At 36.3% G+C, this 18,357-nt stretch carries 19 protein-coding genes, 1 tRNA gene, 1 pseudogene and 1 other annotated feature; of the genes and pseudogenes, 14 read left to right on the top strand and 7 right to left on the bottom strand.

The annotated features are described in order from the left end of the window. Nucleotides 1–199 precede the first annotated feature (199 nt). The 5 genes from PYW32_RS10055 (at nt 200) to PYW32_RS10075 (ending at nt 3,949) form a co-directional block, all read left to right on the top strand. Nucleotides 200–997 (top strand): hydroxymethylpyrimidine/phosphomethylpyrimidine kinase, encoded by a 798-nt coding sequence (locus PYW32_RS10055; protein WP_016174425.1) that lies wholly within the window; start codon nt 200–202, stop codon nt 995–997. Continuing rightward, nucleotides 998–1,501 carry an ECF transporter S component gene (locus PYW32_RS10060; RefSeq protein WP_016174424.1) on the top strand — a complete coding sequence of 168 codons (504 nt, stop codon included), beginning with the start codon at nt 998–1,000 and terminating at the stop codon, nt 1,499–1,501. Continuing rightward, nucleotides 1,501–2,046, top strand: a complete 546-nt coding sequence (locus tag PYW32_RS10065; RefSeq protein ID WP_016174423.1) for a TIGR01440 family protein — start codon at nt 1,501–1,503, stop codon at nt 2,044–2,046. Before PYW32_RS10060 ends, PYW32_RS10065 begins: the two co-directional genes overlap by 1 nt. Nucleotides 2,047–2,267: 221 nt before the next feature. After that, on the top strand, nt 2,268–3,230 hold the full coding sequence (gene pfkA / locus PYW32_RS10070) for a 6-phosphofructokinase (protein WP_016174422.1): 963 nt from the start codon (nt 2,268–2,270) through the stop codon (nt 3,228–3,230). A 107-nt stretch (nt 3,231–3,337) separates the two neighbouring features. Beyond that, complete coding sequence (locus tag PYW32_RS10075) at nt 3,338–3,949, top strand: hypothetical protein (RefSeq protein ID WP_016174421.1); 612 nt, start codon at nt 3,338–3,340, stop codon at nt 3,947–3,949. 21 nt (nt 3,950–3,970) lie between these two features. On the opposite strand, the gene PYW32_RS10080 is transcribed toward PYW32_RS10075, so the two are convergent. Beyond that, nucleotides 3,971–4,969 (bottom strand): YeiH family protein, encoded by a 999-nt coding sequence (locus tag PYW32_RS10080; protein ID WP_016174420.1) that lies wholly within the window; start codon nt 4,967–4,969, stop codon nt 3,971–3,973. A gap of 111 nt (nt 4,970–5,080) precedes the next feature. Between PYW32_RS10080 and PYW32_RS10085 the strand changes: the two genes are divergently transcribed. After that, nucleotides 5,081–5,953, top strand: coding sequence for a LysR family transcriptional regulator (locus tag PYW32_RS10085; RefSeq protein ID WP_016174419.1), 873 nt, complete (start codon nt 5,081–5,083; stop codon nt 5,951–5,953). On the opposite strand, the gene PYW32_RS10090 is transcribed toward PYW32_RS10085, so the two are convergent. The 3 genes from PYW32_RS10090 to PYW32_RS10100 are packed head-to-tail and all read right to left on the bottom strand — an operon-like array spanning nt 5,950 to nt 7,678. Then, nucleotides 5,950–6,315, bottom strand: a complete 366-nt coding sequence (locus PYW32_RS10090) for a hypothetical protein (RefSeq protein ID WP_016174418.1) — start codon at nt 6,313–6,315, stop codon at nt 5,950–5,952. The genes PYW32_RS10085 and PYW32_RS10090 overlap by 4 nt on opposite strands. Nucleotides 6,316–6,333: 18 nt before the next feature. Then, nucleotides 6,334–7,026 (bottom strand): Gfo/Idh/MocA family protein, encoded by a 693-nt coding sequence (locus PYW32_RS10095; RefSeq protein WP_338070860.1) that lies wholly within the window; start codon nt 7,024–7,026, stop codon nt 6,334–6,336. A gap of 49 nt (nt 7,027–7,075) precedes the next feature. Continuing rightward, nucleotides 7,076–7,678, bottom strand: a complete 603-nt coding sequence (locus tag PYW32_RS10100; RefSeq protein WP_016174416.1) for a YdhK family protein — start codon at nt 7,676–7,678, stop codon at nt 7,076–7,078. Nucleotides 7,679–8,045: 367 nt separating this feature from the next. Here PYW32_RS10100 and PYW32_RS10105 point away from each other — a divergent pair. From PYW32_RS10105 to PYW32_RS10115, 3 genes and pseudogenes are all read left to right on the top strand, one after another. Continuing rightward, nucleotides 8,046–8,267: pseudogene (locus tag PYW32_RS10105) on the top strand (CD3324 family protein); the annotation flags it as partial. 100 nt (nt 8,268–8,367) lie between these two features. After that, nucleotides 8,368–9,015 carry a type A chloramphenicol O-acetyltransferase gene (gene catA / locus PYW32_RS10110; protein WP_016174414.1) on the top strand — a complete coding sequence of 216 codons (648 nt, stop codon included), beginning with the start codon at nt 8,368–8,370 and terminating at the stop codon, nt 9,013–9,015. A gap of 9 nt (nt 9,016–9,024) precedes the next feature. Then, nucleotides 9,025–9,564, top strand: coding sequence for a GNAT family N-acetyltransferase (locus tag PYW32_RS10115; RefSeq protein ID WP_245558514.1), 540 nt, complete (start codon nt 9,025–9,027; stop codon nt 9,562–9,564). A gap of 78 nt (nt 9,565–9,642) precedes the next feature. Here PYW32_RS10115 and PYW32_RS10120 read toward each other — a convergent pair. Then, nucleotides 9,643–9,715: transfer RNA gene (locus PYW32_RS10120), tRNA-Lys, on the bottom strand. A gap of 111 nt (nt 9,716–9,826) precedes the next feature. Beyond that, a complete protein-coding gene (gene yeiL, locus PYW32_RS10125; protein ID WP_016174412.1) occupies nt 9,827–10,477 on the bottom strand; it encodes a transcriptional regulator YeiL in 651 nt (216 codons plus the stop codon). Between the two features lie 86 nt (nt 10,478–10,563). Between yeiL and PYW32_RS10130 the strand changes: the two genes are divergently transcribed. Beyond that, a complete protein-coding gene (locus PYW32_RS10130; RefSeq protein WP_016174411.1) occupies nt 10,564–11,199 on the top strand; it encodes a DUF6198 family protein in 636 nt (211 codons plus the stop codon). 30 nt (nt 11,200–11,229) lie between these two features. Here PYW32_RS10130 and PYW32_RS10135 read toward each other — a convergent pair whose 3' ends face one another. Beyond that, the gene (locus tag PYW32_RS10135) at nt 11,230–12,885 is read right to left on the bottom strand and encodes a peptide ABC transporter substrate-binding protein (RefSeq protein WP_016174410.1); all 1,656 of its coding nucleotides are present in this window, start codon (nt 12,883–12,885) and stop codon (nt 11,230–11,232) included. Between the two features lie 217 nt (nt 12,886–13,102). Continuing rightward, nucleotides 13,103–13,324, top strand: a binding site (T-box leader). A 78-nt stretch (nt 13,325–13,402) separates the two neighbouring features. Here PYW32_RS10135 and PYW32_RS10140 point away from each other — a divergent pair. From PYW32_RS10140 to nrdF, 4 genes are all read left to right on the top strand, one after another. Continuing rightward, nucleotides 13,403–14,530, top strand: a complete 1,128-nt coding sequence (locus PYW32_RS10140; RefSeq protein ID WP_016174409.1) for a 5-methyltetrahydropteroyltriglutamate--homocysteine S-methyltransferase — start codon at nt 13,403–13,405, stop codon at nt 14,528–14,530. A 310-nt stretch (nt 14,531–14,840) separates the two neighbouring features. Then, nucleotides 14,841–15,065: a glutaredoxin-like protein NrdH gene (gene nrdH / locus PYW32_RS10145; protein WP_016174408.1), complete on the top strand. Its 225-nt coding sequence runs from the start codon at nt 14,841–14,843 to the stop codon at nt 15,063–15,065. Nucleotides 15,066–15,176: 111 nt separating this feature from the next. Continuing rightward, the gene (gene nrdE / locus PYW32_RS10150; protein WP_016174407.1) at nt 15,177–17,336 is read left to right on the top strand and encodes a class 1b ribonucleoside-diphosphate reductase subunit alpha; all 2,160 of its coding nucleotides are present in this window, start codon (nt 15,177–15,179) and stop codon (nt 17,334–17,336) included. A 20-nt stretch (nt 17,337–17,356) separates the two neighbouring features. Continuing rightward, a complete protein-coding gene (nrdF, locus tag PYW32_RS10155; protein WP_016174406.1) occupies nt 17,357–18,322 on the top strand; it encodes a class 1b ribonucleoside-diphosphate reductase subunit beta in 966 nt (321 codons plus the stop codon). Nucleotides 18,323–18,357 lie beyond the last annotated feature (35 nt).

Genomic DNA, 18,357 nt, shown 5'->3' on the forward strand with positions numbered 1-18,357 from the left:
AAAAATAAATCTACTTGTTCATTATTGTAACGATAATAAAGACGTAATTCAAAACCAACTCCTCTTTTTCGCTAAAACTTAACAAAAAATTGATGAACTTTAGATAAAATCCAATAAATTGGATGGGTTAAAAACTAGCCAATTGGTTGTTTTCTTTTCGCATGACACCTTTTATAATAAGCAAAAGGGATGTGAACAAATGACAAAAATAACCCTCACAATTGGTGGTTCCGACACTTGGGGCGGTGGCGGCATTCAAACAGATTTAAAAACGTTTGAAAATTTACAGACATTTGGATTAACCGTTCTTACTTGTCTTGCGGTAGCTGAAAATGACAACTTTGTCATTCGCCCGCTTCCTCCATCACTCATTCAAGAACAATTACAAACGATTGAAGCATCGTTTCAATTGGATGGTGTCAAAATCGGCTTACTAGCAAGTATTGAAATCGTCGACTTGGTCATCGATTTTTGCCAACGAAACCAAGGGAAGTTTCCAATTATCTTAGATCCAGTTTTAGCCTTTAAGGAAACGGAGCAACAATTACAACAAGACTACCTCAAAAAAATCAAAGAATTGGCACGACTTGTTGATTTAGTTACTCCTAACTTAAAAGAAATGGAACGTTTAGTGGCAGGCCCGCCAATCGCTAACCGCTCTGATATGAAGTACAGAACGCAACAATTGGTTAGTGAATTGCAAACTCCTGTCATTTTAAAAGGTGGCAACAAAATAGTGAACGATCGCGCTGTAGATTATTATACAGATAACAAAATTACACATTATTTTATCGGACCTGTTTCATATAAACCAACCATTCATGGGGCTGGTTGTTGCTTCTCTGCTGCGATTTGTGCCTATCTTGCCCACGGTCTATCACTCATAGAAAGCATTGAAAAAAGTCAACATTTTGTCTATGAAGCCATCGAGCATGGTCTTCCTGTCTACGATGCCGGTAATGTCTGGCACGGAAATATTGAAAGGAATGATACTTAAATGACTTTACAAAAAAATCTCGTACAACTGGCAATGATTACTGCCTTAACTGTGACTTTATCCTTACTATTTATTTTTCCAGTCCCCGCAACAAATGGGTTTGTTACCCTCTGCGAAGTGGGCATCTACACGGCTGCCTTTTTATTTGGTCCCATTGGTGGTTTTTGGGTGGGTGCGTTAAGTGGTGGACTCATTGATTTATTGTCAGGGTATCCGCAATGGATTATTTTCTCTGTACTGATTCATGGCATTCAAGGTGGGATTGCTGGTTACTTTTTCCAAAAAAACTGGAAATACAAAAACATCAGTGGATTAATTCTGGCGAGTCTCTTTATGGTCGTCGGTTACGCATTAGCAACGGCCTTTTTATATACGTGGCCAGCAGGCGTTGCCTCAATTATTGGTAACATCATGCAAAATGTTTTTGGTAGTGGACTTACTTTAATGCTCATTTCAGCATTGCGAAAAATCAATTTCCCCTTAATGAAAGAAGGACCTAAATAATGGAAAAAGAAACGTTTGTTCAAGATTTAACACAAACCACTGAAGAAGTCTTAGCACAAGCTAATTTAAAAGCTGGTGACACTTTTGTCTTAGGATGTAGTACGAGTGAAGTGACTGGTGGTGTCATTGGTAAAAATCCAAGTCAAGAAGTCGGCGAGTGGATTATTGCTACATTAAAACAGATTTTAGATGCAAAAGGCATCTTTTTAGCAGTCCAAGGTTGTGAACATTTAAACCGTGCGTTAGTCGTTGAACGTCGCTTAGCTGAAAAGAAAGATTGGGAGATTGTTGCAGTCTTACCAAGTCTTCACGCTGGTGGTGCTTGTTCAGTCGCTGCTTTTAAATTTTTCGATGATCCAGTAGAAGTAGAAAGCATTGTTGCTCAAGCGGGGCTAGATATTGGTGATACAGCGATTGGAATGCATGTTAAACATGTGCAAGTACCTGTTCGTCCAACAAAAAAAGAATTAGGTGCTGCTCACGTGACTGCCCTACGCTCTCGCCCCAAATATGTTGGTGGCCCTCGAGCTAGTTACGTAGAATAACATTCATATCAGTTCTATCCAAACAAAATAGTGTGTGTTTTTCGTCTATTTTGTTTGGATAGTTTTGTCTTGTTTTAACTCATCCAGCTATAAATAGTAATCGTTTTCTTCGTTGCTATCATTGGATTTTTTTCAAGTATTTTTTAAATTTAATTGCTTTGTAGTGCCCTATCACGTATTCTATAATAAAAGGTACGAATTAAATTTAATGGGGTGGAAAAATGAAAAGGCTTGCTATTTTAACAAGTGGTGGCGATGCACCAGGAATGAACGCAACAATTCGAGCAGTATTAAATAAGGCTGCACATCATGATATTGAGGTTGTGGGTGTGAACTACGGCTTTTTAGGTTTAGTATGTAAAAACTTTACATCATTGGACACAGAAAAAGTAAACTCCTCTATTTCAATGGGTGGTACAATTCTTTATTCTTCACGTTATCCTGAATTTGCTGAAAAAGAAATCCAATTAAAAGCGATTGAAAATTTAAAAGAAGCTAACATTGATGGGTTAATCGTCATTGGTGGACGTGGTTCTCATCATGGAGCACTTGCATTATCTAATTTAGGTTTTCCTACAATCGGGATTCCTGCTACCATCGATAACGATATCCCTGGTACAGAATTTACGGTTGGTTTTGATACAGCAGTTAACACTGTTGTTAGCGCGCTCGATAAAATTCGTGATACAGCCAATTCTCACGTTCGTACATTTGTCATTGAAGTGAAAGGATTACGTTCTGGTGACTTAGCATTATGGTCAGGCGTTGCTGGCGGTGCTGAATCGATTTTAATTCCTGAACAAGAATTGGATCTTGCCCATGTCGCAAGTAAAATCAAACAAAGTGTCGAACGTAAAAAGAAACACTGTTTAATTGTCTTAGCCGAAGGAGTCATGTCTGCTTCAGAATTAACAACGAAGTTAAAAGAAGAAGGCGTCTTGCATATCCGTGAAGTGGAGCTTGGTCATGTACCTCGTGGTGGTTCTCCTACCCCTTACGATCGCGTATTAGCTAGTAAAGCTGGTGCTGCTGCCGTTAATTTATTCTTAGAAGAAAAATTTGGTAATTGTTTGTGTATTCAATATAACAAATTAGTTCCAGTTTCTTTAAAAGATGCGTTAGATATTGAGAAAAATTTCATTGATTTATCCTTGTACCCATTAAATTCTTCTATTTCTTATTAAATAACAACTACCGTAGAAAGAACTCCTTTCTGCGGTTTTTTTTTGTAATCAGAACTCGTGACGCCGGTTTTCTTTTTTGTTACAGTAGAAGAAAGGAGGAGAAAACGATGTCAACATTTCATGCCAAACGTCAGCTCGATCAAACAAACGAAGCTGCCATTAAACGCATTCAACTGATTGGGATTTTTTCAGAATCCATCTTGTTAGTCTTAGCAATCGTCTTGTTTTTTCTCGACTTGCAACTATTCGCTATGGTGCTTGCCCTTATGGCCTTAGGAGGATTAGTCGTCTTCTTAAAAATCTTACCGGACAACATGCGTAAAAAAGTCGAAACCTTACAAACGATTCAACCCTTTATCGAAATTGACAATGAAAAAATTCGTCATGGCGAAATTATCGTCCCATGGAATCAGGTGCATGCCGTGTTACGCGCCACACCCGAACATGTGCCAGATGAACATTCACCTATTCATTCTGGAGATGCTATCTACATTTTATCTGCACAAGAGTTTACGCCAAATGATCGTTCCTATTCAGCATTCGTCGAAAGTTATGGTGGACATCCCTATTTAAGTTTACGTTTGTCCTACTTTGAAGAACCAGACGTGTTTATTACAGAATTAAAACACATCATTCAAGCGCAAGCGATTGATTGCTTAGAAACAAAAGATGCTAGAACAGCCGAAAAATTCATACAAGAAGCATACAAAAGAGGTTAGACGCACGTCTAACCTCTTTTTTTACCATATCCCAATGATTTTTTGCATAACTAAACTCACAATCATAATACTTACCCAACAACTAAAACCTAATACAATCGGTTTTCCACCAGATTTAATTAACTTCAACAAATTGGTATTCAACCCAATCGCTGTCATGGCCATTGTAATAAAAAATTTCCCCAATGACGTGAAACCATGAACGACTGAGTCATTCAAAGGAACAAATGTGCTGAAAATCGCTGCAGCTAAAAACCATAAGATAAACCACGGAAAAGTCTCTCTAACACGCACCGTTGTGGTATTGCTTTGTTTAGAACGATAAATAGCAATTGCTAATGTAATCGGGATAATCGCCAACGTACGGGTTAATTTTACAATGGTTGCATATTGCAACGCAACATCATTGCCATGACTAGTGGCCCAAGATTGTCCAGCTGCCACCACAGAAGATGTATCGTTAATCGCTGTTCCCGCCCACATACCAAAACCAATGTCGCTCAATCCTAGTAGACTACCGAATGTCGGAAACAACAGTGCCGCCAAAATATTGAATAAAAAAATTACTGAGATAGATGTAGCAATATCTTCATCCTTTGCATCAATTACGGGTGCTGTAGCTGCAATCGCAGAACCGCCACAAATCGATGAACCTACACCAACTAGTGTTGACACATCAGAGGGAATGTTTAAAGCTTTGCTGACAAAAAACGAAACCAATAAGGCTGTCGCAATTGTCGATACGATAATCATCAGTGATTGACTTCCCACCGCAACGATTTGGAATAAATTCATGCCAAAACCCAATAAAATAATGGCGTATTGTAAGATTTTTTTGGACGTAAACGCAATCCCTGAATGGAACACTGGTTTTCTAGGCACGAATGCAATGACCATCCCTAACAAAATACCAAAAACGGGGCCTCCAATTAGTGGAAAAATTCTACCTAAAATAGTTGCGATTCCCCCAATCACAAAAGCCAATAATATTCCTGGATAATTTTTTTTAATAGCTATCATGTTTGCCTTCCTTTCATTTGATTTGCATTTATCCTATCATATTCAAACTATAACGAAAAATTATAAATTATTATATAATGATAACAAATCATTATCATTAGGAGGAAAAACATGTTAGATTTTCGTATCGATACTTTTTTAGCCGTTTGCAAACATTTGAATTTTACAAAAGCTGCAGAGGAACTCTGTATTACACAACCCGCTGTCTCTCAGCATATCAAACATTTAGAAATACACTATCAGACCAAATTTTTTCATTATGAAGGAAAAAAATTACTGTTAACCAGTGAAGGAAAACTCTTTTTGGAGACTGTTTCGACAATGAAGCATGACGAAACATTTTTACGCGAAAAATTGGCACAAGAAAAAACGGGGCAGTATCATTTAAAGCTAGGTGCTACATTAACAATTGGTGAATTTATTCTCCCAAATAAACTCGGCAATTTTTTAACCCAACATCCCGATATGCAGATTACCATGATTGTTAATAACACTGAACAACTTCTCCATCAATTAGATACAGGCGTGTTAGATTTTGTCTTTATTGAAGGTTATTTTCCTAAAAATGACTATAGTTTTGTCCCCTATTCCAGAGAATCCTTTGTGTGTGTCGCTGGAAAAAACTATCCCTTTGAAAAACAACCACACTTATTAGAAGATTTACTTTATGAACCACTCATTATTCGAGAAACAGGCTCAGGAACACGAGATATTTTTGAAAAAAATTTAGAACGACAAAATTTATTAATCAACGATTTTGCCAAAGTCATTGAAATCGGCAATATTGCAACTATCAAACAATTGGTAGCAAACAATTTAGGGATTACCGCTTTATATGAAATTGCAGTTCAAGAAGAATTAAATAAAGGATTGTTGCAAAAAATACCAATTACTGATTTGCAACAGTCCCATGATTTTTATTTTGTTTGGCGAAAAAATAGCGTGTTTTCCGATTTTTTCCAAGAATTGGCCAGCTCACTTTAATTTTCTCCTGGATAAACTAATTGCCACTGTTGACGAATGCGATCCGTCACATGTAACACTTGTTGCGTAAAAGTTGGTGGTACTTCATCAAAAGACGTTTTCCCTTGACGCAAGCAAGCTGCCAATTGTAAAAATTCAAATTCATACCCGGTCATTGCTGGATCTTTTTGAATCGTTTGAATTTTTTCTTGGTCATTTGTATAAACATCGATTCGATTAAACTCTGACACGTGATAAATCACCAGATACCCTTTACTGCCACTAATAATTGCGCCATTACGTGTTTTGGCTTGAATAGTTGCATGTAATGTCGCAGTGGCTTGATTTCCATAAGCAAAGCACAATGTATGCTGATAATCCACTCCCGTAGGCCCTTGATTCTAAACCATGGTCATTTCAGAAAAATCACTACCAAGAAGTTCAAACATCAAGTTCAAATTATACACACCAATATCCAATAATGCACCGCCCGCTAGTGCTTTTTCAGTTAAACGTGACGAGTTCAAGCCATAGCCCCCAATATTTGCAAGTAACGATTTAAATTCACCAATTACTTGTTGCTCTTGAATGTCTTTTAAGGTTTGGAAAACTGGATTAAAGCGCGTCCAAAAAGCTTCTCCAAGAAACACCTTCTTTTCTTTTGCCAATTCAAATAAGTCACAAGCATCTTGTTCATTAATCGTCAATGGTTTCTCACAAAGAACATGCTTGCGATTTGTGAGTGCTATACGCACATGTTCTTTGTGAAAAATATGGGGCGTTGCTACATAAATCACATCAATTTCTGCTCGTTGACATAATTCTTCCAATGAATCCGTATAAAAAGCAATCGCATATTTCTGCGCAAATCGCTGGGCATTTTCTTTGGTTCGTGAATAGATACCTACGACATGGATATCAGTTAATTTTTTCAATGTATTCGTTACAATTGTCGCAATCGAACCTGTACCAATAATTCCTATCTTCATCTTTTGCTTCCTTTTTGGTTTCTTTATTTTCATGTTACTACAAAAAACGAAGTGGTGATAGCAATAAAAACAATCCGAATCAGAAGAACTTGCAGTGTTTCGCATTCTTTTGCTTCGGATTGTTTATTTAGCGCTTTTTGGTCCAACTAGAAACTTATTCGGTTGCAGTCATTTCATCTTCTGTGACCCACATATGATTCATGACCATTTCACCACCATCTGCAGGTTCATAATCGACAACATACACGGTTCCTTGAATCGCTTCATCAACAGTTGCTGTTGCGCCTTTCATGCCAGTCATATGGTCAGCTTCTAAAACCACGGTATCCCCTGCTGCAACTTCTTGATTAGGATCTTGGAGTTCTTCTTGAACAACCCATTTGTGATTTTTCACCTCTGCACCACCATCTGTTGGGGTATAACTCACTGCATAAATAGTGGTATCATACGCCCCGACTACTGTCGCTTGGCCATTTTCCATGCCAGGCATATGTGTAGCAGTCAATGTCACCTGCGTTCCAACTGGATATTTTGGATTTTCAGCATCTTTCATCCCAGCCGGAATTTCACCTGATTCGTGATGCTCATGCATCATTTCGTCACTACTAACACTAGTTTCGCTGCTTTCTGTCGTCGTAGCTACTTCTGAACTTGTCACATGCGTTTCATGACTAGTATCCTGCGTAGTTGTTGATGAGCAAGCACCTAAAATAAATAATGCCCCCAAACCTATCGTTACAAATACTCTTTTTTTCATCGCACTCACCTTTCTTTATTCATCTCTTCTTTTATTGTACCAATATAATTTACATCTGTAAATTCAAAAGAAAACGACAACCACTATACTGATATCAAGAATCTTTGCTATCCGACACTTCCTTCTTTTTTTGTTATGATAATAGCAATAAACTAGAAAAGGCGGGATTACTTTGAACTCGGAAATAAAGTCTAACACCCCACTCCATGCAAAGTTAGGAAATCGTAGCGACAATTGTATGGAATAACGTCGCCTCATACTAACTTTGCCACTTGTAGAAAAATACAAGGAGTGAATATGTATGAAATATCAGAATGCTCATGCCATTTTGCCAAAAGAATTAGTCAAAGAATGACAAAAATATGTCCAAGGTGGTTACCTTTATGTGCCCACTACTAAAGAACGACGTAAAGCTTGGGGAGAACTTTCTGGTTACAAGGAAGAATTACGCCAGCGAAATGCCTCTATTATCCGCGAGTTCCAAAAAGGTTATTCAATGAAGCACTCAGCAGAAAAATACCATCTTTCTATTCATGCAATAAAAAAATCATTTACCAGTAACACAAAAAGTGCCATCGTTGAGCGATGACACTTTTTTTCTGGATAAAAAATAAAACAGACGTATTTAGTCACTTGCGAATCAACAAATCTCCTTTAGAATAAGAAGAAAAAGAAAAGGCGTGAACAACATGACTTTTACACACATCGACATCGAGACTTGGCAACGCAAAGAGTATTATTTGCACTATCGAAATCATCGTTGCACATATAGTTTGACGGAAAACATTGACATTACCAAGCTAAAACAAGAATTAAAAAAGAGAAAACAAAAAATTTACCCTGCGTTGATTTACATGATTACTACTATAGTGAATCAGCAAAAAGAATTCCGAATGTCTAAAAATGACAGTCAAGAATTAGGTTACTGGGATACGATGATTCCTAGCTACACAATCTTGAATCAAAATCAAACTTTCTCAAGTATTTGGACGGAATATACGACTTCTTTTCCGGACTTTTATACTGCTTATACCCAAGATATTGCTACGTATGCCAATTTAAACACCCTCTCGCCTAAACCACACGAACCTCTGAATACCTTTAATATTTCAAGTGTTCCTTGGATCGACTTTACTTCGTTTCATTTGAATATTTATGATGAAGGAGAGTATTTGCTACCGATTTTTACTATCGGAAAGTTTATACATGCAGATAATAAAGTCTTCATGCCGTTAGCTATACAAGTGAACCACGCAGTTTGCGATGGGTTTCATGTTGGTCAATGGCTAACCAAGTTACAACAATTTGCAGATAAGTATCAAGACTGGATTGATTAGAAAAAAGGAGTGAGTGAATTGGGCACAAAAGAAATCCTCACAACACGTTTATTGCTTAGAAAACTTACTGTGCAAGATAGCGAGCAAATGTTTCATCATTGGGCAGCCAACGAAAACGTAACTAAATATCTTCGTTGGCATCCTCATCGTCAGTTAGACACCGTCATTGCAAGCCTGCAAAAACGCGAAACACTTTATCAAAAAGCCGATTATTATGACTGGAGCATTGAAATACAGGCAACAAAAGAGTTAATTGGCACTATCACAGTGGTGAATACTTTCCCGGAAATCAAAACCTTAGAAATTGGCTATGTTATTGGAGAAAATTGGTGGGGAAATGGCTATACTTTAGAAGCTTTGCAAGCAGTAAGTAATTATTTATTCACAGCAACAGATACCATTAGACTCGAAGCAACCTGCGATGACAATAATCTTCAATCGAAAAAAGTCTTAGTAAAAGCTGGCTTTTTGTATGAAGGAACGCTTAAGCAACGAGGATTAAACAATCAGGGTATCGTCGATTTATGTATGTACGACCTTCTTCGATAACAAAAAAAGAAGCCGCGAGAATCGTTTTCGAAATGCTTTCGCACCAACAATTCTCCGGCTTCGTGGGTTTGGCACCCATGGGGGCATAGGGATTCGAACCCTAGACCCAATGATTAAGAGTCATTTGCTCTACCAACTGAGCTATACCCCCTAAAAAAAAACAAGTGGTTCTTTTTATCAAGTAACCATCGTTCATTTAGTACTTTACTATCTTACACCTGCTTATTTTAAAATGCAATGATTTTTCATCATTTCTTTCATTTTACTGAATCAAGGTTGCACGATAGCGGATTAATGCGTCTCGATGAATCAGATAGTAGCCTTTTTTCTTCTCGATATAGCCCAATTCGCGTAATTGTTGCATCGTATACAACAAATGACGATAGCTAACACCCAGATATTCTGCGATTTCTGTTTGCTTTTCCTCATAACGTTCTTCTATGGAAATCGTTAGTAATAAATCAATTAACCGAACAGTTAATGGGTAAAGTTGATTTTCGGTAAAATGTTCCACACGCATTAACAATTTCACCCCAATATACCGACTCATCTCTTGTAAAAATGTTGTATCATTCATTAATAATTGTTGTGCTTTGCGAATCGGAATTGCTAAACAGCATACGTTGTTTCTTGCCATCACATTTTTGGTATGCTTTTCTGCTTGAATTAACGTCAATTCGCCAATAAAATCTCCTGCTTCCAAAAATTGAACAATCATTTGGCGACCATTTTCCTGACTTTTTAAAATTTTGGCTTTCCCTTTCAACAAATAAAATAAATACTGAACATCTTCTGCTTCTTTTTGAATCAGTTCATTAGGCGCAAATTGAAAAATAAATGCATGTGGTTGAATGGTCTCTGGAAAATAGGCTGGTAATTGATTCGTTGTTTGAGTAAACGGAATTTTTTTCATCTTTCTTCTCCTAAACATGAGATATCTCATATAGTTCTTCTTCAGTTTAGCATATAATAACTGCAACACAACAAAGGAGTGAGTCAATGACGATTAAAACTATTTCACAATCATTAATTTTTTATTTTATAAGTGCCTTAGGAATTAGCATGACCATTAAAGCCATGATTGGGGTCAGTAGTTTTAATTCCTTAAACACAGCTTTAGCCGATACGTTGTCTTTAAAAATTGGTACGATTACCTCCATCATTAATATCGGTTTTCTATGTATTTGTTGGTTAATGGACACCAAAAAAGATAAAAAACAGTATCTACTTATGTTGGTTTCTTTGATTAGTTTTGGTGAAGTCATCAACTTTATGCTGTATTATTTATTTTCAGATATTACCTTAATTTCTTACGGTTGGCGTTTATTCTTTTTTGTTTTAGGAACCATCATCGGTGGTATTGGTACCGGACAAGTGCTGCGCTTAGAACTATTGAAATTCCCCATCGAAAGTTTTTGTCTACTCATTTCTGAACGAACAAAAGCAAGTTTTGCGTTTTATCGTTATAGCATTGATGTCATTTGTGTGAGTTTATCCTTACTGCTTTCTTATCTTTTTTATCTCCCACTCTTCGTACGTGAAGGAACAATCATTAGTTTATTTTTACTATCTGGTGCTATTGGTTGGTCTCGTAATCTGGCACTTGTTCCACAAAAAAATCGCCCCCAAAACTAGATAAACTAGCTTTGGTGAGCGATTTATTTTTTATTCTTCAATATAAGCCCATTTGTAATCATGTGAAGCACCAGCACCGTGAGAAACAATATTTTTCACTTTTTCAGCGCGTAAATGTGCTTCTGCACGTTGATAAACTGGAATAGTTCCCATATCTTCAATCAAGATATTTTCTGCATCCAATAATGCTTGCCAACGTTCAGCTGGTTTTGTCGCATAAGTTGTTGCGGCATCTTTCACTGCTTTATCGTAAGCTTCATTACTCCAACGACCACGGTTGTACGCATTACCTGTCACAAATAAGTCTGTGAAACTACTTGGGTCCGCATAGTCAGCACCCCAACCGCCAAAGACCACATCAAAGTCACCAGCATTCGAACGATCTAAACGAACACTAAATGGTACATTCGTCATTGAAGCATCCACACCTTCTAATGTCTCATTCCAAACACCTTGTACATATTCCGCTGCTTTTTTCACAGAATCGGTATCATCAGATAATAGTTCAAAGCTTAATGAATCAATGCCTAATTCTTGTTTTGCTTTTTCCCAATATTCTTTGGCTTTCTCTACATCATATTCCGTATTATTTGTTGTTTCTTCCACGAAATCTTTACCTGTATCTGGATTAAATGACATATTTTGTGGAATTAATCCCGTCGATGCTTCTGAACCATCGCCTAATACTTGTTTGACTAACGCTTCACGATCAATCGCGTATGACAAAGCTTTACGTAAGTTTTCGTTGTTAAATGGTGAATCTTCTTCTCTTTGGTTCATTTCAATGTAGCTTGTACGAGATTCTTTTAATGTCACAAATTCTGGACTATTCGTGTTTTGTTGTGCTAATTCACCTGTTAAAATGACATCATCTAATTGTCCATCTTGGAATAAATTCAGACCCGTTGATGACTCTTTTACAACAGAAACATTAATTGTTTCCAATTTAACATTTTCTGCATCCCAATATTCTGGATTTTTTTCGTAAGACCATTCTGTATCTATCCCTGGACCATCAAATTCACCCAAAGTAAATGGACCATTGTAAACAGCAGTATCACTCTTCTTCGCGTATTCTTCACCAAACTCAGTGACGGTCGCTTCATGTTGTGGGAAGAATGATGGGAAGGCTAATAGATAATCAAAATAAGGTGTCGCTACAGCTAATTTGATTTCTACTTCGTACTCACCTACTGCTTTGATACCTAAATCTGTCGCAGGCTTTTTACCATTAATAATGTCTGTCGCATTTTCGACTACTTCATAAAGATACGCATATTGAGACCCTGTTTTTGGATCAACAGTACGTTGCCAACCATAGACAAAATCCGCAGCTGTTACAGCATCCCCATTCGACCATTTTGCATCTTCTCTTAATTTTAATTTATACGTTAAACCATCTTCACTTACTTCTGCTAATTCAGCAGCTGCTGCTGGTTGTGGTTTATTTTCATTATCTAAGCGATACAATCCTTCATACACGTTGTTCAAGGCTGTAAAACTAATTGTATCTGTGGCAATAGACAAATCTGCAGTCGGCATTTCTTGCAATACAGCTAAATTAAATACTTGTTCTGTTTCACCTGATTTTGCCGTTTCATCCGTTTGAGATGTTCCACCTGTCGTACATGCCCCTAATAAAAAGGTACTAACTAATAATGTTCCCAATATCTTTTGCTTTTTCATAAATTATCCCCCTAATCTATTTTTAACTTAATGTTAATTTTATTAGAATATACTGAAAATTACAACATTTTTTTAATCAAAACCACTATTTTTTAATAATTAAATTAGAAAAACATCGTTATATCAACCATTTCAGCTCATTTTTTTTTACAATTATATTTTAAATAACACGTTTGACAATTAGATTTTCCTCATGTAGAATACAGACAATAGAATAAATTCTCCAGTGATAAGGAAAGTAAACTTCGCATAATTTTAGAGAAACTCTGGTTGGTGAAAAGAGTCAATTAGTACAAGTTGAAAATGGCCTTTGAGGAATTTTTGGTGATAAGTAATCAAAAACGACTTGTCCTTCGTTAACAGGACCTCCGATTTTTTGTCGGGTTGAGAGAGGAATAATTTCCTAATAAAGGTGGTACCGCGTGCATACGCCCTTTTACTAGTTGAACTAGTAAAAGGGCTTTTTTCTTTTCTGACACTAGAATTTTTCTAATAATTTAAGAAATGAGGGAACAAAATGAGCAAAACAATTCCATTTACTGTTGATCATGTTGGGAGTTTTTTACGACCAAACCGCATCAAAGAAGCACGCGTAAACGTTGCAGAAGGTCGTTTATCAAAAGCTGAGTTACGTACTATTGAAGACGAAGAAATTATTCGTTTGGTTGCAGCACAGAAAAAAGTCGGTATCAAAGGTATCACAGATGGTGAATTTCGTCGTGGGTTTTGGCATATTGACTTTTTAGAAAATCTAAACGGCATTGAAGGGTATGTTCCAGAAACAGGTTATAATCAACAATTCAAAGGAAAAAGTGCCCCTGCGTACAATATTCGTGTAACAGATAAGATTTCCTTCAATAAAAATCATCCCTTCTTAGAAGATTTTGCTTTCTTAAATAAAGTCGTTGGCAATGATGGCACTATCGCTAAAGCAACCATTCCTAGTCCAACGATGATTTTACGACAAGAATTACTTGCTAATAATGGTTCATCTAACATTTCAGAAATTTATCCAACGCTCGATACGTTTTATCATGATTTAGGGCAAACCTATCAAGACGCAATTCAAGCTTTTTACGACAAGGGTTGTCGTTACCTGCAATTTGATGATACAAACTGGGCATTCTTAGCAGACGCTACGAAACGTGACACACTTGTCGCAAAAAGCATTGATCCTACTGAAATCGCACAAATTTGTACAAAAATTATTAATCATGCGTTAGAAAATAAACCTGAAGATTTTGTTATCACCACGCATATTTGTCGTGGAAATCATGCGTCGTCTTGGCTATTTTCTGGTGGTTATGAACCCATTGCCAAAGAATTATTTGCAACGAAATATGATGGCTATTTCTTAGAATATGATTCTGATCGTGCAGGCGATTTTGAACCATTGCGTTACTGGTCAGAGACCAACAGTAAAATTGTCTTAGGTTTAGTCACATCTAAATTCCCAGAGCTAGAAAATCCAGAAGAAATTAAAGCGCGCATTCAAGAAGCAACACAGTTTGTTCCTTTAGAAAATTTATCAATTAGTCCTCAATGTGGATTTGCTTCCACTGAAGAAGGCAACAAATTATCAGAAGAAGAACAATGGGCAAAAATCAATTTGTTACAAGAAATTGCTGCGGATATTTGGGAATAATTAAAACAAAAAGAAAGATTGATTATTTTTCAATCTTTCTTTTTTCATCTGACTTGTGAATTTAAAAACTTTACCGATTTTCTTTTTACTTTTTGACAATTTTCGGCTACAATATATAAAGCATGTTCCTCTTCAAACCCCACTATTCATCGTATCTTTTTTTAAAAAGTCTTTTAAAAAACCACAATCAATAGTGTTTTTAAAATTCACAAACACAATATATAGTATTTTTTTCATTTGACTTCTATCTCAGTTCATTATACTATTTATATACATTATTCGAGTGAACTGAAACGAGGAGGAATTATATATGAACATCAAATTATTCTCAAAAAACAACTGCATGCAATGCAAAATGGCAAAACGTTTTTTAGCAGATAACAATATTAGTTTTGAAGAAATCAACATCGACAACGACCCTAGCGCTGTAGATTGGTTAAAAGAAAAAGGATTCCAAAGTGTACCTATTATTACATCGGATGCAACAACAGTTGTAGGTTTCCGTCCAGATCAACTACGTCAATTAGCTAGTTAATTTTTGTTCCCCCAAAATGAGATTTGCCTTGGATTTGTCCGTCACCTGTGACTAACAAGTCCATTTTTTTATGAAGTACTAAAAAATTTAGAGATAAGGTTGTGTATACGAATGAGTTTAAAAACGTTAAAAGACGTCACTTACTTCAAACTAAATAATGAAATCAACCGTCCTGTCAACGGACAGATTCCATTACACAAAGATCAAGAAGCTCTCGAAGCTTTTTTCAAAGAAAATGTTGAACCAAATACGAAAAGATTTGCTTCAGTCACAGAAAAAATTGAGTACCTGATCGCTGATGATTATTTGGAAGAAGCGTTTATCCGCCAGTACACACCTGATTTCATTGAGAAGTTATACGCCTTTTTAGACGAACAAAACTTTCATTTTAAATCTTTTATGGCTGCGTATAAGTTCTATTCTCAATATGCGTTAAAAACAAATGATGGTACGGAATATTTAGAAAGTTATGAAGACCGCGTTGCCTTTAATGCGCTGTATTTTGCAGATGGTAATGAAGAATTAGCACTTTCGTTAGCAGATGAAATGATTCATCAACGTTACCAACCAGCAACGCCTTCTTTTTTAAACGCTGGAAGAAAACGTCGTGGTGAATTAGTGTCTTGTTTCTTAATCCAATTAACTGATGATATGAACTCAATTGGTCGTGGTATTAACTCTGCGCTACAATTATCTCGTATCGGTGGTGGTGTTGGAATTACCCTTTCTAATTTACGTGAAGCAAGTGCGCCAATTAAAGGTTATGAAGGTGCAGCAAGTGGCGTGATGCCTGTAATGAAATTGTTCGAAGATAGTTTTAGTTATTCTAACCAATTAGGTCAACGTCAAGGTGCTGGTGTGGTTTATTTAAATGTTTTCCATCCAGATATCATTAGTTTTTTATCTGCTAAAAAAGAAAATGCCGATGAAAAAATTCGTGTCAAAACGTTATCTCTAGGTGTTTTAGTTCCAGATAAATTTTATGAATTAACCCGTAAAAACGAAGATATGTATTTATTTAGCCCATATAGTGTTGAAAAAGAATATGGTGTTCCTTTCTCATACGTTGATATCACTGAAGAATACGATAATTTAGTGGCAAATCCACGTATCCGTAAAACCAAAATTCGTGCCCGTGATTTAGAAAATGAAATCTCTAAATTACAACAAGAATCAGGCTACCCTTACATCATTAATGTCGATACTGCAAACCGCTCAAATCCAGTTTACGGTAAAATCATTATGAGTAATTTATGTTCTGAAATCTTACAAGTGCAAGAACCATCTGTTTTAAACGGAAAACAAGAGTATGAAGAATTAGGAACAGATATTAGCTGTAACCTAGGTTCAACTAATATTGTTAACTTAATGGATAGTCCTGATTTTGGTAAATCTGTTCGTACCATGACACGTGCGTTAACATACGTGACAGATGCTTCTGATATTGATGTCGTTCCTTCTATTCAAAATGGGAATCGTTTAAACCATACGATTGGTTTAGGTGCCATGGGGTTACACACCTATTTTGCGAAAAACCAAATGGAATACGGTTCACCAGAGTCAATTGAATTTACCGATATTTATTTCATGCTATTAAATTACTGGACGCTAATGGAAAGTCATGCTATTGCCAAAGAACGTGGCGAAGTTTTCCATAACTTTGAAAAATCAGATTATGCTAATGGTCGTTATTTTGAAAGCTACATTCAAGAAGACTATCAACCAAAATCTGAAAAAGTTGCTGCCTTATTTGAAGGAATTGCCATTCCAACAGGTGATGACTGGCAAGCTTTAGCAGATGCTGTTAAAAAAGATGGTTTATACCATCAAAATCGTCTTGCTGTTGCGCCAAATGGTTCTATTTCTTATATTAACGATACTAGTGCGAGTTTACACCCAATTACTCGTTTGATTGAAGAACGTCAAGAAAAGAAAATTGGTAAAATTTATTATCCAGCTGCACATCTATCAAATGATACGATTAGCTATTACAAATCAGCGTATGACATGGATATGCGTAAAGTTATCGATATCTATGCTACTGCACAAAAGCATATCGACCAAGGAATGAGCTTAACATTATTTATGCGTTCTGAAATTCCTGAAGGCTTATACGAATGGAAAGAAAATAGCAAACAAACAACACGTGATTTAAATATTTTACGTCACTACGCATTCCATAAAGGCATTAAATCGATTTATTATATCCGTACATTTACTGACGATGCAGAAGAAATCGGCAGCAACCAATGTGAAAGCTGCGTAATCTAATTCGAAGAGGAGGCCTTGTCATGGCAAACACGTATTATAAAGCAATTAACTGGAACGAAATCGAAGACGTTATCGATAAATCCACTTGGGAAAAATTAACCGAGCAATTTTGGTTAGACACCCGTATTCCTCTATCTAACGATTTAGATGATTGGCGTAGTCTTTCCGAACAAGAAAAAGAAATGGTTGGACATGTTTTCGGTGGTTTAACGTTATTAGATACTATTCAATCTGAAAGCGGCATGGATCAACTAAAAAAAGATGTCCGCACGACACATGAAGAAGCGGTTTTAAATAATATTCAATTCATGGAATCGGTGCATGCTAAAAGTTATTCATCTATTTTCAGTACATTAAACACGAAAAAAGAAATCGAAGAAATTTTTGAATGGACCAATACCAATGAGTTCTTACAAAAGAAAGCAGAAAAAATTAACGAAATTTATAAAAACGGTACAGCTTTAGAGAAAAAAGTTGCCAGTGTTTATTTGGAAACATTCTTATTTTATTCTGGTTTCTACACCCCTCTTTATTATTTAGGAAATAACAAACTACCAAACGTTGCTGAAATTATTAAGCTGATTATTCGTGATGAATCTGTTCACGGCACATACATCGGTTATAAATTCCAATTAGGTTTCAATCAATTACCGGAAGAAGAACAGCAAGTATTAAAAGATTGGATGTATGAATTACTTTTTGAATTATATGAAAACGAAGAAAAATATACTGACCAATTATATGCTGAAATCGGTTGGGCGGAAGAAGTGAAAACATTCCTACGTTATAATGCAAACAAAGCATTAATGAACTTAGGGCAAGACCCACTATTCCCAGATACTGCTAATGATGTCAACCCGATTGTTATGAACGGTATTTCTACAGGTACAAGTAACCATGATTTCTTCTCACAAGTCGGAAATGGCTACCTATTGGGAACTGTTGAAGCAATGAAAGATGATGATTACTTCATCGGAATCGATTAATTTGAAACACTGAGGTCAAATGATCTCAGTGTTTT

Source organism: Enterococcus saccharolyticus subsp. saccharolyticus (genome assembly GCF_029023825.1).
GTDB lineage: Bacteria > Bacillota > Bacilli > Lactobacillales > Enterococcaceae > Enterococcus_F > Enterococcus_F saccharolyticus.

Coding starts and splice junctions, on each gene's coding strand:
- PYW32_RS10055 (WP_016174425.1), top strand. CDS start 200: ATGACAAAAATAACCCTCACAATTGGTGGTTCCGACACTTGGGGCGGT.
- PYW32_RS10060 (WP_016174424.1), top strand. CDS start 998: ATGACTTTACAAAAAAATCTCGTACAACTGGCAATGATTACTGCCTTA.
- PYW32_RS10065 (WP_016174423.1), top strand. CDS start 1,501: ATGGAAAAAGAAACGTTTGTTCAAGATTTAACACAAACCACTGAAGAA.
- pfkA (WP_016174422.1), top strand. CDS start 2,268: ATGAAAAGGCTTGCTATTTTAACAAGTGGTGGCGATGCACCAGGAATG.
- PYW32_RS10075 (WP_016174421.1), top strand. CDS start 3,338: ATGTCAACATTTCATGCCAAACGTCAGCTCGATCAAACAAACGAAGCT.
- PYW32_RS10080 (WP_016174420.1), bottom strand. CDS start 4,969: ATGATAGCTATTAAAAAAAATTATCCAGGAATATTATTGGCTTTTGTG.
- PYW32_RS10085 (WP_016174419.1), top strand. CDS start 5,081: ATGTTAGATTTTCGTATCGATACTTTTTTAGCCGTTTGCAAACATTTG.
- PYW32_RS10095 (WP_338070860.1), bottom strand. CDS start 7,026: ATGCGAAACACTGCAAGTTCTTCTGATTCGGATTGTTTTTATTGCTAT.
- PYW32_RS10100 (WP_016174416.1), bottom strand. CDS start 7,678: ATGAAAAAAAGAGTATTTGTAACGATAGGTTTGGGGGCATTATTTATT.
- catA (WP_016174414.1), top strand. CDS start 8,368: ATGACTTTTACACACATCGACATCGAGACTTGGCAACGCAAAGAGTAT.
- yeiL (WP_016174412.1), bottom strand. CDS start 10,477: ATGAAAAAAATTCCGTTTACTCAAACAACGAATCAATTACCAGCCTAT.
- PYW32_RS10130 (WP_016174411.1), top strand. CDS start 10,564: ATGACGATTAAAACTATTTCACAATCATTAATTTTTTATTTTATAAGT.
- PYW32_RS10135 (WP_016174410.1), bottom strand. CDS start 12,885: ATGAAAAAGCAAAAGATATTGGGAACATTATTAGTTAGTACCTTTTTA.
- PYW32_RS10140 (WP_016174409.1), top strand. CDS start 13,403: ATGAGCAAAACAATTCCATTTACTGTTGATCATGTTGGGAGTTTTTTA.
- nrdH (WP_016174408.1), top strand. CDS start 14,841: ATGAACATCAAATTATTCTCAAAAAACAACTGCATGCAATGCAAAATG.
- nrdE (WP_016174407.1), top strand. CDS start 15,177: ATGAGTTTAAAAACGTTAAAAGACGTCACTTACTTCAAACTAAATAAT.
- nrdF (WP_016174406.1), top strand. CDS start 17,357: ATGGCAAACACGTATTATAAAGCAATTAACTGGAACGAAATCGAAGAC.